This window comes from Pseudoalteromonas sp. bablab_jr010 (assembly GCF_016464105.1).
GTDB classification, from domain to species: Bacteria; Pseudomonadota; Gammaproteobacteria; order Enterobacterales; family Alteromonadaceae; genus Pseudoalteromonas; species Pseudoalteromonas simplex.
On the sequence record NZ_JACDWV010000066.1, the window covers coordinates 266,697 to 283,408 of the forward strand.

Below are 16,712 nucleotides of genomic sequence, written 5' to 3' on the forward strand. Positions count from 1 at the left end.
ACCAGGCTGGGCATCTTGGCTCAGCTTAGGTATATTGACGCTCTTAATATATAATAAGAGCGTTTAATGAAAGTCCTTCATACATCTGATTGGCATTTAGGCCAACAATTCTACGAGCATTCCCGATTCGATGAGCATCAAGCATTTCTAGCTTGGTTAACCGATACGCTTGTGTCAGAGAAGATTGACTTACTACTGGTTGCGGGTGACATTTATCATACGGCAACACCTCCTGCCAGCGCAGAAAACCAACTCTACCAATTTATTAAAACCACTAAGCAGCATTGCCCTGACTTACACATAGTGATTATTGCTGGTAACCACGATTCAGCAAATCGCATTATGGCGGCAAAGCCTTTATTGGCTCAGTTTGATACCTATGTTGTTGGCCGCTTTGATAGTAATGCTCCTCATGAAGTAGTACTGCCAATCAGCACAAAAAACGGCGATGCGAATGTTGTTGCTATGCCGTTTTTACGAAGTAGTGATTTAAGCAGTTATAACCGTCAACAAGAGCAGCCGCTAACATACAATCAAGGCGTTGCCCTTGCCTACAAAGATGCATTACAAACAGCAAGCGAATTACCAAGCGCGCCATTAATTGCTATGGGCCACCTGCATGCAAAAGGTGGAGACATCTCATCTGATTCTGAACGTAACTTAGTGATTGGTGGTGAAGATGCGATATCGGCAAGCATATTTACTGATCAACCTGATTATGTCGCACTAGGGCATCTTCATAAGGCTCAAAGCGTCGCGAAGAAAGAGACCATTCGCTACAGTGGCACGCCAATGCCGATGTCATTTTCTGAAAGGCGTTACCAACATCAAGTTGTAATAGTCGAGCTTACTGACTCAGGTACTTCTGTAAACCCCCTTTACATTCCTAGCTTCTGTAAAGTCATGTTACTACCAGAAAAAGACTGTGTGCCACTGAACGAACTCTGTGAGCTTATAAAACAGCTCGATTTAACAGATGAAGATTTAGCGCCCTATCTGCGGGTTAAATTGAGCGCCCATGACACTGACACCACTTTCAGAGAACAAATAGAACAAGCCCTTGAAGGTAAGCAGGTTAAGTTTTGTGGCATTGAAAGAGTACGTCAGCAAAGCAACCAGCAAGACGATGAACAAACCCTATTTGAAGATGTCTCGCAAATTGAAGCGCTAAATCCACATTCACTTTTAGAGCAAGCATTTGCAAACAATAAAGATATGGCAGGGCAGGCGGTGCCAAAAGAATTAGAAAGCTTACTAAGCCAAGTGATCGATGAATTGAATGCAGAGGACCTACTATGAAAATTTTAGCGATTCGTGTTCACCAACTAGCCTCTATCTTAGACGCCGAAGTCGACTTTAGCGCTTCGCCTTTAAAAGAAGCAGGGTTGTTTGCTATCACCGGTGATACCGGCGCCGGTAAAAGCACATTACTCGATGCCATTTGCTTAGCACTTTATAACAAAACAGCAAGGTTACGCGGCGATACAGGCAATAAAATTGACTTTAACGGCGACAATATCAAACTCAATGACTCGCGAAACTTATTACGCCGCGGGGCAGGGCAGGGCTATGCCGAAGTCGACTTTATTGGCCAAGATAAACAACAGTACCGAGCAAGGTTAAGCTTTAGCCGAGCGCGTAATAAAGCCGATGGCAAGTTACAACCTGTACAACATAGCCTGCACTCATTACCCGATGAAACCCTAATCGCCGATCGAAGCGCGGCAGGTAAAGAAATCGAGCGTATTATCGGTTTGAGCTTTGAGCAGTTCTCACGAGCAGTCCTTCTTGCGCAACATGAATTTGCGGCATTTTTAAAAGCGACCGGAGATGAGCGTGCGCAACTACTTGAATGCTTAACAGGCACCGATAAATTTAGCCGTATTGGTCAGCGAATTTTTGAACGCCATCGTGAGCAGCTGCAAGCATTAGAGCAGTTAAAGTTAAGTTTAAGTAATTATCAGGTTTTAAGCCCTGAACAGGTCGAAACGAAACAAGCAGAACAAAAAGCGCTTGAAGCTAAACTTGCTGAGTTGCAAAAGCAAATAAAACAATTTGAACAGTACCAAGGGTGGTACAAGCAAGCATCTCAGCAGCAACAACAGCTAAACCAGGCAGAGCAAGCAAAGCAAGAATTACAGCAACAAATGCACGCGCTTGCTGAAAAAGCCACTGAAGCGAAACAAGCCCAGCAATGCCTAGAAATAAAAGATAACCGCGAGCGCGTTACTTCGATTGCTGCTCAACATGGGCAACTTATTAAAAACCGTGAGCAGCTTTTAAATGTTGATCATAAAACAGTGATCAAAGACGCTGAGCAAACGCTTGAGAAGCAAACCGCGCAACTAAACCAAGCAAAGCAAGCACAAAAAGACGCGCAGCCTATTATTAGCCAGGCCCGAGAGTTAGATAAGCAACTTGCTGTATTAAACCAGCAAACAGCCGCGCAAAAAGTACAAGCAGAGAAAGCTAAGCACCATCATCAAGAGCTGACTAATACACTAAATAGCCATAAAGCAGAGCAGCAAAAACAGCTCGATCAACAAGCGCAAATAAATAGCTATTTAGAAACACATGCACAATGGCAACCATTAGCAAAAGACTGGTCATTCTTTAAAAGTGAGTTAAGCCGCTTTAGCCAGCAACAGCACACAATTAGCCAATCACAGCAAAACGTAAAAGCTCTTCAACCTAAAATTGATGAGCAGCAAACAGCTGCGCAACAGTGTAAAACTCAATACCAAGCCCTTGAGCAAGAAATTAAGCGCCTAAATGAGCAAGATACTGCCTTTAAATCGAGTTTAAACACCCAATCAATGGCAGATATCGACGCTAGGCTTGAGGCGATTAAACACCTGATTGAAAAGCGCCAAGTATGGCAAACTAATCATCAGCAGTTAAAAAGTTGGCAAACCCAGTTAAACACATTAAACCAAACTGAGCAGCAACTACAAACAGCATTAAAAGATGCGCAGCAAGGGGCAGAGCAAGCACAGCAGCAGGTTTCGTTTTGTGAGCAAAACTTACAACAAGTGCAGTTAAGAGCCAGTGAAGGGGTCAGCCAGTTACGCGCCACTTTAAAGGCTGGGGAGCCTTGTGCTGTATGTGGCTCAAAAGAGCACCCGTTTATGCATGAAGAAATGGTAAACGAGCAATTTAGTCAACTTATTAACGACTTTACCAACCAACTAACTAACGCCAAACAGCACTTAAAAGCTCAGCAAGCATTACAGCAAGCTAAAAGTAATGAGCTGTCGGCATGCAGCCAACAGATAAGCTCGTTAAGCGGGCAAATCTCGGAACTGAGCGCTCAACAACAGAACCTCAAAGAAACCATGGCGGCTAATCGTACTGAGCTAAATGATTTAACCGAAGATCAGTTAAACGAGCGTCAACAACAGCTCAGCTTGCAAAAACAGCAATACTACAAAACCCTTGAACAGCAACAACAGCTGCAAAACACGCTTGCGGCTAAGCAAGCTGAGTATAATCAGCAAGGGCAAGCGCTACATGGCAAAGAGCAGCAGTTAAACGAATTACAGCAACAGCTAAATAATCTGCAAACTCGTTTAAATGAGCTCAATGATGAGCATCAGCAGCTTTATACGACCCTGAATCAACAGTTCACCAGTGCACCTTGGTGGCAGGCACTCAATACACAAAGCGTTTCTTTAGAGGTTATTGCAGAGCATGTTGAGGCTTATCAAGCTTCGCTGCAAACGGCGGATGAGCTTAAAACGAACTTAAAAGCCATTGAGCAGCACCTTGCGCATGTAACGCCGCAACTTAACGAAGCACATGCCTCTTTAACTCAGTGCAACGAGCAACTAAGCCAAACTCAAACCGAATTAACGCAGATACAATCAAAGCGCGAGGGCTTATTTAGTAACGCGGCGATATCGGTAGATGAGTTTATAGCAGAGCTTGAAAAGGCGATAGATTCAGCGCAGCAGGCACTGCAACTTGCCCAAGCAACCCATAGTAACGCGATAAAAGCGCGTGACGAACAAGCCATTCAAATCGCCAATTTTGACGAGCGTGAAAAAGAACTCACCGCAGAGCAAGCTGCGCTAAATGAGCGTTTTAGTCTGTGGTTTAATGATTTTAAATCGCAGCACCCAAGCTTGGATGAGCAAGTTGTTAGTCAGCTATTAACGATAAACCCCGCTGAAATCAAACAAACTCTGGCAGATTTCCACACCAGCGAAAGTAGCTTAAAAGACGCAGAGGCTCTTTTAAAACAACGACAACAGGCATTGGCTCAGCATCAAAAAGACAAGCCAGCTCTCGGTGAAGATGAGCTGCAATTACAGCTTAATAAAGCCACAGAGCAACAAGTACAAGAAAATAACGCATTATTGCAAGTTGCGACTGAGCTTAAAACCCATCAACAAAATAGCGAAGCGCTGGCTGATAAACAAAAGCAATTGGTTGAGCAGCAAAAAAGCTATGAGCACTGGCATTTACTCAATAAGGTCTTAGGGGATGCCAGCGGCAAAACCATGCGTAATTTAGCGCAAACGCAAACCTTAAAAATACTGCTGCACTACGCGAATAGTCACTTACAGACACTAAATAAACGCTACAAATTAACAGCCATAGGGCAAACGCTCGATATCGCAATTATCGATAAAGACATGGCCGATGAGCAGCGCTCTGTTAATACATTATCGGGCGGTGAGTCATTTTTAGTGTCGTTAGCACTGGCGCTTGGGCTTGCTTCGTTATCGTCGAATAAAGTGCAAATAAACTCTTTGTTTATCGATGAAGGGTTTGGTACGTTGGACAGTGAAACGTTAAGCATCGCGATGGATGCTCTTGATTCACTACAAGCACAAGGCCGCAAAGTAGGGGTTATTTCGCACGTATCAGAAATGACCGAACGCGTTGCCACGCAAGTGCATGTGGCGAAAAAACCAGGTGGTTATTCGACCATCTCAGTTATTTAAAGGATTAGCATGCCTACTTTTAACCACGAAGAAGCAAATCATTACGACGAACGCATTTTGCGCCTAGTTCCAGGTTATGAACTATTACATCAAGCAACCGCAGCACAATTAGCAACCACGCTGAGCGATGATGCGCGCATTTTAGTGGTTGGTGCCGGAACTGGTAAAGAAATCATCGAATTAGCGGCGCTAAAACCAAGCTGGCAGTTTATTGCTCAAGACATTTCACAAGACATGCTCGATATTGCCGAGCAACAGTTTGGCCAGCATAACATCAGCGATCGCGTGACAGTTCACTGCGGTGATATCAACGACATCGACACTCAATGTGACGCCGCACTGTGTTTACTAGTAATGCACTTTGTTGAAGATAACGGCGATAAAAAAACGCTGTTAAAAGCGATTCACAGCAAGCTTAAAAAATCGAGCAACTTATACATTGCCGATTTAATGCGCCCTGAAACCGCTTTTGAGCGCGAATCTCAACTACAGCTGTGTACGCAGTTAGGTTTAACCGAAGTCGGCGTAGAACGCATGCGCCACAACCTAGAGCACGAGTTTTACCCATTAGACCGAATTCGTTTTGCAGAGTTAATGAATGAAACCCGCTTCAGCACCCCTAAACAGTACTTTAAAGTGCTTAGTTTTGCTGGATATGTGGTTGGGAGTTAGCTCCTAAGCCTAATATCCCGCGGCTTGGCCGTCTTTACGGGTTTCTGATGCGCCGTAATAAACGCCGGTTTTTGGGTCTTTCAATATTGCTTGATAACCACCGTATGGGCCAACCGCGTCTTGTAAGGTGTGGCCTTTTTTCATTAACTCACGGCGGGTTTCCATCGAAAAACCTGACTCTAAGCTAACAAAACCACCGTCTTCCATGATCTCGCCGGTTGGCTGCGATGAACCTGTGTGCAGAATACGTGGTGCATCACCGGCTTCTTGCAGGTTCATGCCAAAATCAATCATGTTGATAAGTATTTGAGCGTGCATTTGTGGCTGTGTGGCACCGCCCATTACGCCATAACTCATATATGGCTTGCCATCTTTGGTGACAAACGCAGGAATGATTGTATGAAATGGTCGTTTGCCTGGCTCATATTGATTCATGTGGCCTTTTTTAAGGGCAAACATTTCGCCACGGTTTTGCAATACAAAGCCTAATTTTGCAGGTGTCATACCTGAGCCCATGCCGCGGTAATTACTTTGAATAAGCGAAACCATGTTACCGTCTTTGTCGGCGGTCGTCATATAAATGGTATCGCCTTCTACTGGGCCTGCGTGGTCACGTTTTGCAGCTTTGTTAGGGTCTATCAGTTTACGCCTTTCATCAGCATATTGCTGCGAAATAAGTGTTTGTACGGGAATAGTGTTAAACGCAGGATCGGCGTAGTACTTTGCACGATCTGCAAACGCGAGTTTTTTCGCTTCAACAAAGGTGTGTACGTATTCTGGGCTATCAAAACCCATTGCTTTGATATCGTAACCTTCAAGAATATTAAGAATTTGCTGTGCGGCAATACCTTGGCCATTTGGTGGTAACTCCCAAAGCGTATACCCTCTATAATCGGCTCTCACAGGCTTAACCCATTCACTATGGTGGGCAGCTAAATCTTCATACGATAAATAGCCGCCGTTTTCTTTCATGTAGCGACCTATTTCTTTAGCAATATCGCCTTTGTAAAAAGCATCGCGGCCGCCTTTGGCAATTTTACGATAGGTGTTTGCAAGGGCAGGGTTCTTAAAGATCTCTCCTTTTTCTGGCATTGCCCCATCAGGCATATATACATCTTTAAAGCCTGGGTATTTACCACGCGCAGCCACACTTTTTTGCATGTAATAGGCAATCAGTTCAGACACAGGGAAGCCATTTTCAGCGTAGTCGATAGCAGGCTGCAGTAAGGCTTTCATTGGTGTTTTGCCAAACTTTTTATGTAACTCAAACCAACCATCTACAGCACCAGGTACCGACACAGGCAATGGCCCATAAGCAGGAATGTAGTCACCTTGTGCTTTTAAAGTTTCAAAAGACAAGCTTTGTGGTGAACGACCAGAGGCATTTAAACCGTAAAGTTGCTTGCTTTTGTTATCCCAAATAATGGCAAATAAATCGCCACCAATTCCACATCCTGTTGGTTCAACTAGGCCTAGCACTGCATTTGCCGCAATAGCCGCATCAATAGCATTACCGCCGTCTTTTAAAACTTGTAAGCCTACTTGCGTAGCTAACGGCTGTGATGTAGCAACCATCCCTGATTGTGCGATGACTTCAGAACGACTAGCAAAGTTATGGCCTGTGATACGATCGTAAGCTTGAGCAGCACCTACTGTGCCTAAGCATACTGCTAGCACTAAGCTTTTGAAGAGTGGAGTTGGTTTCATAATTTTTTGCCCTTTTTATTTGTCACTATAAAAAGCAATTTAAGATCAGGCAATGGCTTTGCGTTCGAGCGCGAAAAATCGCGATTGACTTCAAAAATAAGAAAAATAGCGGCTAACTTACCTAAAATCACTCCAATTTAATAAATGGCAGAGCCATTTAAGCACTGCTCTGATACTTTGGATGCTTCGCCGTGAGAGTGCCTATCCTCTTCGACAAACTGATCAACAAAAGGGTCAATCAGGTTTTCTTGCTTCATGGTATCGAGGGCGTGTTGCAGCTTAGTAACTACCTCCGGCGATGTGTTTTTGTTAAGTGCTAAATAATTACCCACTAAAGCAGGGTGCTTTAACTCAAATACAGGTGTGACTTGGTCTGGGCTCATACCTACATTCATCAATTGTGTTGATAGAGTGAGAGAGGAGCCAATCAGTAAATCATGCTTGCCTTGCTTAAACATTTTAAGTTCTTCGAACTTTTTTGAGTAAGTTAAAAATTGCTGGCCTTCAGTAAGGTTAAAATCAGCAAGAACGGTTTGATATACATCACCACGAGATACGCCAATGGTGTAGTTTTGCAACGACTGTGTACTCGTTACTTTAATGTCGTTTCGATCATTTAAGCGATAGAAACATGAATGCCCAGATACCAAAGGACCAACCCAGTAAAATTGAGTTTCTCGCTTTGCGGTACGTGAAGTAGAGTAAATTCCTGCATTCGGTTGGGCGAGGGTTAGTGACATTGCGCGCTTCCAAGGCAATACACTAAACGTACAGCTCAACTTAGCTCTTTCGCACAAAGATTCCATGATTTTGGTGTTAATACCAGTGAGCTGATTGTGCTCCACAAAATTATAGGGTGGGAACACTTCAGTATATAAAGTCAATTGTTCAGCACTCGCCATAACAGAGCTAGCTGTAAACAAACTCACTATTGGTAAATGCTTAAACATCGGTTTAGCTCCATTTTTCACACTTTAACAATTCGATCAGAGTTTTCATCTAAACTCCTATTAAGCTCTACAGTATTTAAAGCTTAGTTTGCTAACTCAATAACGCAATAAACTAGAAACTAAGAAAAAATATCGGCAACAAGCTGGCTAAGTCGTGCAATTTTAATATTACTTAACTGGCGATAATCAAAATAGGGGCAAACAATCACTTTATCTGATTTACTAATAGCAAATTCATCATCAAGCCAAGTTAATTGGCAATGCAAAAGTCCGTCATTTATAAGCTGTTTAGCATGTGTTCGCCCTGCAATTATATGCAATTGCTCTGGTTTGCCTAATATCGGCGGACTAAACAGTAATGTAGTTTGGCTGTGTGCTTGCAGCAGTTGTTCATCGCGATAGCTCTGCCAATCAGATGCTCTTTTTGCAAAATCATAATATTCACTTGGTAGTGCAAACAGCACTTTGCCATACACGTTAAAAACTTTGCGCCAACCATTTCCACATGCTTGGTTTATTTCGTTTATTTGGCCGGGTTGCATTGCATGCAAATGATCAAGCTGTTGCCAAGCAGGCATCGGCGGGCGCTTTTCTATATAAACAGCGACTTTAAACGCATCATCACCAAAACCCTGCAGTGGCGCACTATTAACGACACTCATAACTGTTTAGCTAGGATTCGATCAAGATTATTTGCAAAGTTTTGGCGGTCTGCTTGGCTTAACGGCGGTGGGCCACCGGCCATTTCAACACCACTTGAGCGCATTGTTTCCATAAAATCACGAACGTTTAAACGTGAGCGAATATTTTCGGTCGTATATAATTCACCGCGCGGATTAAGCGCTTGTGCGCCTTTTTCGATGACTTCTGCAGCCAAGGGAATATCACCGGTGATCACCAAATCATTCGGCTCAATACGTTTAACGATTTCGTTGTCGGCAATATCAAAACCCGAAGATACCTGCAAACGGCTAATAAACTTTGAGGGTGGTACTCGCATCGCATGGTTCGCCACTAATGTGGTAAAGGTCTGTGTGCGCTCTGCGGCACGAAACAATATTTCTTTAATAACGACGGGGCAGGCGTCTGCATCAACCCAAATCTTCATGCTGTTCTCAATCTTTAATTTTAGACATTAATAGTTTACCGTAATTGAACTAAATTAGTGCTATTAACGTATTAATTTGTTTAATTTTTAAAGGGAGTAAAAACGTGCAAACATCATTAAAATTAATCGGGGTTTTATGTATCACAGTCATTTTATCTGCATGTACAGGCGTGCCAGACAACATCAAACCCGTCGATAATTTTGAGTTAAACAGATACACAGGAACATGGTACGAAATTGCACGTTTAGATCATTCATTTGAACGCGGCCTTGAGGGCATTACCGCCGAATACTCAATTAACCCAGATGGCAGTGTGAAGGTTATCAACAAGGGTTACAGCGCTGAAGATAAAGAATGGCAGCAAGCTGAAGGTAAAGCGAAGTTTGCAGAGGAACAAAACATAGGCCACTTAGAAGTCTCATTCTTTGGACCATTTTACAGCTCTTACGTGGTGTTTGAATTAGATAAGCAAAATTATCAATACGCTTATATCACAGGTTATAACAAAGAGTATTTATGGTTTTTGTCGCGCACACCGACCGTGACAAAACAGCAAATGCAGGACTTTATAAACACTGCAAAAGAATATGGCTTTAAAACAGATGAACTTATCTATGTTGACCATAATAGCTTGTAAAGGGGCTTTACAACTGTCTTTAAACTATCACGAATGTGCAACACAACTGTAATGGATGCTAGGCAAACTTAGCGTCGTTAAATTGAAGCAACATGTGATCCCCTAATTTAATCCCCTGCTAGGGTAGGCATTGCCTACCCATTTTTTTAAACAAATTTGCTCAATTAAGCATTATTGCAAATTGCTATCAGATCAGTTTTTTACTAACTAAACTACAAAATCATCACCGAAAAGCCACTCAACAGTAAAATAGACATAGTAAATACACTGACATGCTTCACCCATGAAACAGTAAAACTGTATAAAATCATGAGCATAAGCACACTTAAAGCCATATAGCCGCAAAACAGCAATGCGCCGTACCCAGCATCAGACAGCACACAAAGTACCAAACTTAGTAAAATACTGATCCAGCCACTGGCTAAAAAGCTATTTCGTTGTTTTTCGGTTAATTTCTTTTTAAATACATCACGAAAATGATTGAATTTTGCCAGCGCAAAACAATTAAAACCTAAAAAGCAGAGACTAAATTGCAGTAACTCCATCATCCTTGTTGCTCCTTTAACACCCTATTTTTACTTGGTTTTGCCTTGTTAATAACAGCTGTGTGACTAGCTATTTTTTTGCTTTGTAGTAAAAACAACACGCCAGCACAAATAAACGCACTATCAACACCGAATAAGGCCCATTGATTAGTTAGTAAATACGTGATCCAATTACCATCTGTTGTCAGTGCATTTACCACGGGCACGAGAAAGCAAGCTATTGCATTGAGCCATGCATTATAGCGCCAATGGCGTTTTTCTATACTGCTCACAGCCGAAAGCGCCACCGCAAGCCAAGTTAAGAAAAACACGAGTATTTCTTTATCGGCACGCCCAGCTAACTCTAAAGGCAATAAACGATTAGCAATGAAGAACGCTGAAGTTGCTAGCGGCAAGCCCATTAAAGTTATTAAATTAAGACTTTCAACAAGCTTTAAACCAAAGCTTGGTTTTTGCTCTGCTTTGAGCCTCTCGCGTAAGCGTTTTGCCCACATAATGCAGCCTGTAGCGATCATGGCACAGCCAGCTACGCCACAGAAAAAATACAACCAACGCAGCAACGGCTCGGCTAAACGACCGCTATGCAATGCCGTCATTGAGTCATAAAACTGCGCCGAAGCGCTCCAATCTTCGCCAGAACTCGCTTCAAGCTCGCCCGTTACACCATTGAATAAGTAGCGTGGTCCGTTATCTACAACCTCTTTGCCGGTTGCCAAATAAACCACGATTTGTGAGGAAGCAGTATTCGCATTTCTTACAAACACGTAGCTAATATCAGCATTCGGTGACTTAGTATAAATCTGATCTAACACATCTTTGATTGCCACCATAGGGCGCTGCTCTTCACTGGGCTTTGCACGTTTATTAATAGGCAATGCCTCATCAAACATTTGCCTTAAGCCATTTTCATATACAGTCTCGGCAGGGTAGGGGAACAGCATAAAAATCAGTGTAATAATACCCGTGTAGGTGATCATGATATGAAATGGTAATGCCAGCACTGACGAAACATTATGTGCATCAAGCCAACTTCGACTACCTTTGTTTGCTCTGAAGCTAAACATATCTTTAAAAATACGTTTGTGGATCACGATGCCTGTTATAAGCGCTACCAACATAAATAATGAGGCTAAACAAACAATTATCCGTGCAGTAAATACATCTATGTAATGTAAATCAAAGTGTAAGCGATAGAAAAAGTTACCCCCCTTAGTTTCCCGAAGTTCGGGTAATTGCTCTAAGGTATTAGGGTCTAAATGTGAGTAGTTGAAAGGTGCTCGGCGCTGGCCTGGCTGTTTAGGCTCAGCAAACCCATAGCTTAAAACAGGGTTACGTGGCTCAGGTAAGTTTATCCGCCAAGATAATGAATTAGGTGCCTGTTGCTGTAATTGCGCAAACACATAATTAATTTGCTCGGCTTGAGACTGAACCCGTTGTGCTTGATGCTGCACATTGTGTGTTTCGGGTTTAGCCCAAATAGTGATTTCATCTTTAAAAAAGCTGATGGTGCCAGCAAAGAATATTAAGAACAATAACCAGCATACTAGTAAGCCAACCCAGGTATGAAGCCAAGTCATTGAGCGGAAAAAGCTCTCTTTCATAACCATCCCTTAATTAATGAAAGGGCCAGTAATTGCCCACCAGTTGTTAGTAAAATAGTGATCCAAACAGTCTTTAAAGACTTAACTGCAAACACCCAAATAAACACACAACAGTAAAAAAATACCGATAGAGTCGTGGTTAACAGCACGCTGTCGAGTTTATTAAGTGGTAATAACACAGCTAGTAATGAAATAAGCACACTGGTAAAGGCGTAACCACCAATGATGGCTGCAACGAAACGCAAAAACACAGCAACACGATAAGATAGGCTCACAGAGCGCTTTTTAGCTGTATTTTTAGGGCGATTGGTCGTCACTGCATCTAATGATTGAGAATGCATGATAATCCCTTAAAAAATAACACGAGAAGAAAACCCCGTATTATATCTCCGACAAACAGAAAAGATAGTAGTTATCATTTGCATGCACGTATTAAATAGTGAAACTGAACCAACTAAGTCGATCTGTTAGTAAAATAATGATCTGCTAGCTTTGTTCTGTGCAATATCATATGGTGTTAAGTAAATAAAAGGGAGCTGCAATGAAAACAATAGGCTTAATCGGTGGCATGAGTTGGGAGTCTACACAAAGTTACTACCAGCTTTTAAATCAAGGCATTAAAAACAAACTTGGGGGGCTGCATAGTGCCAAGATAGTACTCGTTAGCCTCGATTTTGCCGAAATAGCTATGCTTCAACAGCAACAAGATTGGCCACAGATGGCCGAGATACTCATTAAGGCCGCTAAGCAAGTTGAAGCCGCGGGCGCGGATTATTTATTAATTTGTACCAACACGATGCATAAACTAGCTGAGCAAGTACAAGCTGCGGTTACAATTCCTTTATTACACATTGCAGATGCAGTTGGTGAAAACCTGATCCAGCATAGCTTTAAAAAAGTGGCTTTGTTGGGCACCCAATTCACTATGGAACAAGACTTTTACAAGCAGCGTTTAGCAGATAAATTCGCCATAGACGTATTAATCCCTGATGCACAGGGGCGTGAAACAGTGCATCGTGTGATTTATGATGAACTATGTAAAGGCGTTATCAAGGAAGAATCTAAAGCCGAGTATTTAACCATTATTGATAATCTAACTCAGCAAGGTGCTGAAGCCATTATTCTTGGTTGCACCGAAATAGCCTTATTAGTTCAACAAGCAGATACATCGATTCCATTACTTGATAGTACTGCTCTTCACTGCGCGATGGCGCTTGAGAATAGTTTAAATTAGGAGCTTACCATGTCGAACCACCATAGCCTAAATTATGTTGAATTTGCTGCTAAAGATTTAGCCGCAACAAAAGCATTTTTTCATCAGGTTTTTAAATGGCAATTTACCGACTATGGCCCTGAATACACGGCCTTTAGCGCTGAATCTGCGGGGCTTGATGGCGGGTTTTATCAAGCCCCATTAGCTAGCTTAACCAATAATGGCGGCGCGCTACTGGTGCTTTATTCAAATAATATTAAAGAGACGCAAGCGCAGGTAGAAAAACATGGTGGAACAATTATTAAGCCCTTGTTTGATTTTCCTGGAGGCTGTCGGTTTCACTTCACAGAGCCAAGTGGTAACGAGTTAGCAGTTTGGTCAAAACAAGCATAGATCATATTTTTACTAACTCATGAGTACTCAATCATTATTAGAACAAGTTAGTAAATGCGTGATCTGCGAACCTCATTTACCACTCGGAGCGCGGCCCGTTATTCAGTTTAATCCACAGGCTCGTATTTTAATTGCCGGTCAAGCGCCGGGGATTAAAGTGCATGAAAGTGGCAAACCTTTTAATGATGCAAGCGGGCAAAGGCTTCGCTCTTGGCTTGGTGTTACGAGTGATGAGTTTTACGATGACCACAATTTTGCTATCTTGCCGATGGGCTTTTGTTACCCGGGCAAAGGAAAATCAGGTGATTTACCGCCAAGAAAAGAGTGCGCGACTGCATGGCGTGAAAAGCTCTTAGCGCAACTAAATAATATTGAGCTCACCATTATCTTAGGTAAATACGCGCAGGCATATCATTTACCCCACACTAAGCAGCTGCCCTTAACTGAGTTAGTAAAATCGTGGCGTGAATATTGGCCAAATTACTTGCCACTTCCTCACCCAAGCCCTCGCAATAATATCTGGCTAAAGAAAAATCCGTGGTTTGAGCAACAAGTATTGCCTGAGCTTAATAGTAAAATGCGTGCAATTTTAGCAAGGTAGAAAATGAAAAATAACTTTTTTGCTGAAAACGGCTACTACCATGTAAAGGGGCTTTACACAGAGAGTGAGCTTAGTAAAGTAAGGCCAATTATCGATAAATTTCATCAACACTGGTTGCAAGAAAACCAATCTTTTTATCAATCTAGAGGTATTAATAGCTCAGGTTTGACTGGCGCTGCATGTTTAAGTGCTGAGGAAAAGTTTACTCTTTTTAAGTTTGTCAGCGCCAACACACTATTGAAACAGGTTAAAGGTATTGTTGCTGGTCCTCAGTTTATGAATACTCAACTATTCTTTAACCCATACAATCCCAAACAAGCTAACTATTGGCATCGAGATATGCAGTATCACTTAGAGCTTGATGCGCAAAAAGTAGCTCTTAACGGCCCTGAAGTACTACATTGCCGCGTTGCTTTTGAAGATGAACCAGGAATAGAACTAATACCGGGTAGCCATAAAAACTGGGATTCAGATGAAGAGTTAACAGTTAGATTAGAACAGCAGGGCGCTCGAAATAGTGACTCACTGACTCGCGGTAAAAGTGTGGTACTCAAAAAAGGTGACTTACTGATATTTTCGGCAAACATGATCCATCGGGGCTTGTACGGCATGAATCGTTTCGCCCTTGATATTTTATACTTTGAACGTCATCCAAGCCTTAGCGAGTTTGTACAAACTGGATTTTTACCAACTGCAGAACAAAAGCTGCATCTAAAAAACGCTGTGGTATTCGAGTAAGCGTAAAAAAAGCGGCTACCTAGCCGCTTTCTTTTCGTTTTGCAGTTACTGCAACATTGCGAACAATTCTTTTAACTGCGGCATATACTGCTTAACTAAGTTAACGTTATTTTCGCTAACATCTGCTGTTGCAGTACTTGCTTTAATACCTTCTAAAGCACCAGCCATTGAGCGAGTACCCGCATCAGATGATGATGCTGTAAGGCTTTGTAAACCACTCATTGCTTGGTTTACACGCTGCTTGTTCTCTTCAGACATACCCGCTTTAAGGTTTTCTAAATACGCCATTGATACCTCTGTACCAACAGTAACTAACTGCTCAGGTGTGAAACCATATTGTTTGGTAAGGGCTGCAAACTCAGTATAAAGCTCATGCTCTTTGATGTGACCTAATGCTGACATCACTGACGAACTATCAACACCATCAGAACTACCTAGCATACCACCAAGGTTTACAGTATCTAACTCAGATTGGCTTTGTGACCAATTAAAGACTGCAGGAAGGGCTTTAATGTAACGCTGTAGCTGATTTTCAGAAATATCTTCTGCGAAGCTAGAAAAACTCATCGCAAGTAGACTCATAGAAATAAGTAGTGCTTTCATCGTGATCTCCTTTCTTTCAAAATGGTTAGCAACCGGCGCAAATAGTCGAGCTATTATGTTTAGCCAATTACAAATGTTACAATACCTTTTTTACCATAGCTAACTGAACCTGATGTTAATTATTTCTAATACCGTCACAATTGATGAATGGGAACTCGACTTTAGTGCGATCCGCTCGCAAGGCGCGGGCGGGCAGAATGTCAACAAAGTGGCCACAGCTATTCACCTTCGCTTTGATATTAAACGCTCAAAGTTACCTGACTTTTACAAACAACGTTTACTTAATTTGAATGATTCTCGAATTACCAAAGAGGGCGTTATTGTTATTAAGTCGCAAAGTCATCGCACGCAAGAGATGAACAAAGAGGATGCGCTTAATCGTTTGAAAGAATTAATTCTTAATGCCACTCAAGTACAAAAGGCGCGAAGAGCGACAAAACCAAGCAAAAGCTCTCAGAGAAAACGCATGGACTCTAAAACGAAAAGAGGACAAACAAAAGTATTAAGAAAAAATGTAAAATTCTAACTTTCACATCAGAAGATCGTGTCAAAAATAAGCAGAACTGTAAAGAAGTGTAACTTGTTAACAAAGTTAATTGATGGTTAATCCTGCCGCGTCTATAATAGTCATACAATCTCACCATTAATGAAGGAGCCGCGTATGGGCCAGAAATCACGCATTGTTGCTGCAGCAATGATAACGCTGTCAGCTTTGCCTATGTCGAGTTTTGCTGTAGATTCATGGCAAGCCGGTAACGCGTATCCGCAAGGTAGTGAAACCTGTTACAACGAAATTCTTTATAAAGCCAGATGGTGGGCAACTCCAGGTGAAGAACCAGGTAGTTCACAATGGGGCGCTTGGGTTGCAGATGTCGCCTCAAAAACCTGCGTACAGAGTGTCGTAAAAAAACAAGATGATTTATTAAAGTCTTTACCGACCATTTTCGAATCAAATAACAATAAAAAAGGGAGTTCTGATTAACTCCCTTTTTTA

Annotated in this window: 18 protein-coding genes; 10 read left to right on the plus strand and 8 right to left on the minus strand. The window is 42.2% G+C overall.

The window, feature by feature from the left end:
- Positions 1–66 precede the first annotated feature (66 nt).
- Genes JIG37_RS05225 through JIG37_RS05235 form a run of 3 tightly spaced genes read left to right on the plus strand, consistent with a single transcriptional unit; the run spans position 67 to position 5,621 of the window.
- Positions 67–1,299, plus strand: a complete 1,233-nt coding sequence (locus JIG37_RS05225) for an exonuclease SbcCD subunit D C-terminal domain-containing protein (RefSeq protein WP_199528853.1) — start codon at positions 67–69, stop codon at positions 1,297–1,299.
- On the plus strand, positions 1,296–4,949 hold the full coding sequence (locus tag JIG37_RS05230; RefSeq protein WP_199528854.1) for an SbcC/MukB-like Walker B domain-containing protein: 3,654 nt from the start codon (positions 1,296–1,298) through the stop codon (positions 4,947–4,949). Before JIG37_RS05225 ends, JIG37_RS05230 begins: the two co-directional genes overlap by 4 nt.
- Before the next feature lie 9 nt (positions 4,950–4,958).
- Complete coding sequence (locus tag JIG37_RS05235) at positions 4,959–5,621, plus strand: class I SAM-dependent methyltransferase (protein ID WP_199528855.1); 663 nt, start codon at positions 4,959–4,961, stop codon at positions 5,619–5,621.
- Positions 5,622–5,630: 9 nt separating this feature from the next.
- Here the strand turns inward: JIG37_RS05235 and ggt are convergent, their stop codons facing one another.
- The 4 genes from ggt to JIG37_RS05255 form a co-directional block, all read right to left on the minus strand.
- Positions 5,631–7,328: a gamma-glutamyltransferase gene (ggt, locus tag JIG37_RS05240; protein ID WP_199528856.1), complete on the minus strand. Its 1,698-nt coding sequence runs from the start codon at positions 7,326–7,328 to the stop codon at positions 5,631–5,633.
- Between the two features lie 137 nt (positions 7,329–7,465).
- Positions 7,466–8,278, minus strand: coding sequence for a transporter substrate-binding domain-containing protein (locus JIG37_RS05245; protein WP_138599748.1), 813 nt, complete (start codon positions 8,276–8,278; stop codon positions 7,466–7,468).
- A gap of 119 nt (positions 8,279–8,397) precedes the next feature.
- Positions 8,398–8,940 (minus strand): hypothetical protein, encoded by a 543-nt coding sequence (locus JIG37_RS05250; RefSeq protein WP_138599749.1) that lies wholly within the window; start codon positions 8,938–8,940, stop codon positions 8,398–8,400.
- Positions 8,937–9,386 carry a YaiI/YqxD family protein gene (locus JIG37_RS05255; protein WP_138599750.1) on the minus strand — a complete coding sequence of 150 codons (450 nt, stop codon included), beginning with the start codon at positions 9,384–9,386 and terminating at the stop codon, positions 8,937–8,939. Before JIG37_RS05255 ends, JIG37_RS05250 begins: the two co-directional genes overlap by 4 nt.
- A 104-nt stretch (positions 9,387–9,490) precedes the next feature.
- Between JIG37_RS05255 and JIG37_RS05260 the strand changes: the two genes are divergently transcribed.
- A complete protein-coding gene (locus tag JIG37_RS05260; RefSeq protein WP_054553367.1) occupies positions 9,491–10,024 on the plus strand; it encodes a lipocalin family protein in 534 nt (177 codons plus the stop codon).
- A gap of 212 nt (positions 10,025–10,236) precedes the next feature.
- On the opposite strand, the gene JIG37_RS05265 is transcribed toward JIG37_RS05260, so the two are convergent.
- The 3 genes from JIG37_RS05265 to JIG37_RS05275 are packed head-to-tail and all read right to left on the minus strand — an operon-like array spanning position 10,237 to position 12,511.
- Entirely contained in the window at positions 10,237–10,572 is a 336-nt protein-coding gene (locus JIG37_RS05265) for a DUF3325 domain-containing protein (protein ID WP_054553366.1), read from the minus strand.
- A complete protein-coding gene (locus JIG37_RS05270) occupies positions 10,569–12,170 on the minus strand; it encodes a PepSY-associated TM helix domain-containing protein (RefSeq protein WP_199528857.1) in 1,602 nt (533 codons plus the stop codon). The genes JIG37_RS05265 and JIG37_RS05270 overlap by 4 nt, the downstream gene beginning before the upstream one ends.
- Entirely contained in the window at positions 12,167–12,511 is a 345-nt protein-coding gene (locus tag JIG37_RS05275; RefSeq protein WP_206769705.1) for a hypothetical protein, read from the minus strand. Before JIG37_RS05275 ends, JIG37_RS05270 begins: the two co-directional genes overlap by 4 nt.
- Positions 12,512–12,711: 200 nt before the next feature.
- Between JIG37_RS05275 and JIG37_RS05280 the strand changes: the two genes are divergently transcribed.
- The 4 genes from JIG37_RS05280 to JIG37_RS05295 are packed head-to-tail and all read left to right on the plus strand — an operon-like array spanning position 12,712 to position 15,115.
- The gene (locus JIG37_RS05280; RefSeq protein ID WP_199528858.1) at positions 12,712–13,404 is read left to right on the plus strand and encodes an aspartate/glutamate racemase family protein; all 693 of its coding nucleotides are present in this window, start codon (positions 12,712–12,714) and stop codon (positions 13,402–13,404) included.
- A 9-nt stretch (positions 13,405–13,413) separates the two neighbouring features.
- Positions 13,414–13,776, plus strand: coding sequence for a VOC family protein (locus JIG37_RS05285; protein ID WP_054553363.1), 363 nt, complete (start codon positions 13,414–13,416; stop codon positions 13,774–13,776).
- A gap of 19 nt (positions 13,777–13,795) precedes the next feature.
- The gene (locus JIG37_RS05290; RefSeq protein WP_187489696.1) at positions 13,796–14,377 is read left to right on the plus strand and encodes a uracil-DNA glycosylase family protein; all 582 of its coding nucleotides are present in this window, start codon (positions 13,796–13,798) and stop codon (positions 14,375–14,377) included.
- Positions 14,378–14,380: 3 nt separating this feature from the next.
- The gene (locus tag JIG37_RS05295) at positions 14,381–15,115 is read left to right on the plus strand and encodes a phytanoyl-CoA dioxygenase family protein (RefSeq protein ID WP_199528859.1); all 735 of its coding nucleotides are present in this window, start codon (positions 14,381–14,383) and stop codon (positions 15,113–15,115) included.
- Positions 15,116–15,160: 45 nt separating this feature from the next.
- Here JIG37_RS05295 and JIG37_RS05300 read toward each other — a convergent pair whose 3' ends face one another.
- A complete protein-coding gene (locus tag JIG37_RS05300) occupies positions 15,161–15,718 on the minus strand; it encodes a short-chain dehydrogenase (protein WP_199528860.1) in 558 nt (185 codons plus the stop codon).
- 112 nt (positions 15,719–15,830) lie between these two features.
- On the opposite strand from JIG37_RS05300, the gene arfB reads away from it, so the two are divergent.
- Both arfB and JIG37_RS05310 read left to right on the plus strand, forming a co-directional pair.
- Positions 15,831–16,244 carry an alternative ribosome rescue aminoacyl-tRNA hydrolase ArfB gene (gene arfB / locus JIG37_RS05305; RefSeq protein ID WP_138617194.1) on the plus strand — a complete coding sequence of 138 codons (414 nt, stop codon included), beginning with the start codon at positions 15,831–15,833 and terminating at the stop codon, positions 16,242–16,244.
- 135 nt (positions 16,245–16,379) lie between these two features.
- A complete protein-coding gene (locus tag JIG37_RS05310) occupies positions 16,380–16,700 on the plus strand; it encodes a hypothetical protein (protein ID WP_138617196.1) in 321 nt (106 codons plus the stop codon).
- Positions 16,701–16,712: the final 12 nt, after the last annotated feature.

Bases quoted from the DNA above. Each gene is read 5' to 3' on its own strand.
- JIG37_RS05225 (WP_199528853.1), top strand. From the start codon at position 67: ATGAAAGTCCTTCATACATCTGATTGGCATTTAGGCCAACAATTCTAC.
- JIG37_RS05230 (WP_199528854.1), top strand. From the start codon at position 1,296: ATGAAAATTTTAGCGATTCGTGTTCACCAACTAGCCTCTATCTTAGAC.
- JIG37_RS05235 (WP_199528855.1), top strand. From the start codon at position 4,959: ATGCCTACTTTTAACCACGAAGAAGCAAATCATTACGACGAACGCATT.
- ggt (WP_199528856.1), bottom strand. From the start codon at position 7,328: ATGAAACCAACTCCACTCTTCAAAAGCTTAGTGCTAGCAGTATGCTTA.
- JIG37_RS05245 (WP_138599748.1), bottom strand. From the start codon at position 8,278: ATGTTTAAGCATTTACCAATAGTGAGTTTGTTTACAGCTAGCTCTGTT.
- JIG37_RS05250 (WP_138599749.1), bottom strand. From the start codon at position 8,940: ATGAGTGTCGTTAATAGTGCGCCACTGCAGGGTTTTGGTGATGATGCG.
- JIG37_RS05255 (WP_138599750.1), bottom strand. From the start codon at position 9,386: ATGAAGATTTGGGTTGATGCAGACGCCTGCCCCGTCGTTATTAAAGAA.
- JIG37_RS05265 (WP_054553366.1), bottom strand. From the start codon at position 10,572: ATGATGGAGTTACTGCAATTTAGTCTCTGCTTTTTAGGTTTTAATTGT.
- JIG37_RS05270 (WP_199528857.1), bottom strand. From the start codon at position 12,170: ATGAAAGAGAGCTTTTTCCGCTCAATGACTTGGCTTCATACCTGGGTT.
- JIG37_RS05275 (WP_206769705.1), bottom strand. From the start codon at position 12,511: ATGCATTCTCAATCATTAGATGCAGTGACGACCAATCGCCCTAAAAAT.
- JIG37_RS05280 (WP_199528858.1), top strand. From the start codon at position 12,712: ATGAAAACAATAGGCTTAATCGGTGGCATGAGTTGGGAGTCTACACAA.
- JIG37_RS05285 (WP_054553363.1), top strand. From the start codon at position 13,414: ATGTCGAACCACCATAGCCTAAATTATGTTGAATTTGCTGCTAAAGAT.
- JIG37_RS05290 (WP_187489696.1), top strand. From the start codon at position 13,796: ATGAGTACTCAATCATTATTAGAACAAGTTAGTAAATGCGTGATCTGC.
- JIG37_RS05295 (WP_199528859.1), top strand. From the start codon at position 14,381: ATGAAAAATAACTTTTTTGCTGAAAACGGCTACTACCATGTAAAGGGG.
- JIG37_RS05300 (WP_199528860.1), bottom strand. From the start codon at position 15,718: ATGAAAGCACTACTTATTTCTATGAGTCTACTTGCGATGAGTTTTTCT.
- arfB (WP_138617194.1), top strand. From the start codon at position 15,831: ATGTTAATTATTTCTAATACCGTCACAATTGATGAATGGGAACTCGAC.
- JIG37_RS05310 (WP_138617196.1), top strand. From the start codon at position 16,380: ATGGGCCAGAAATCACGCATTGTTGCTGCAGCAATGATAACGCTGTCA.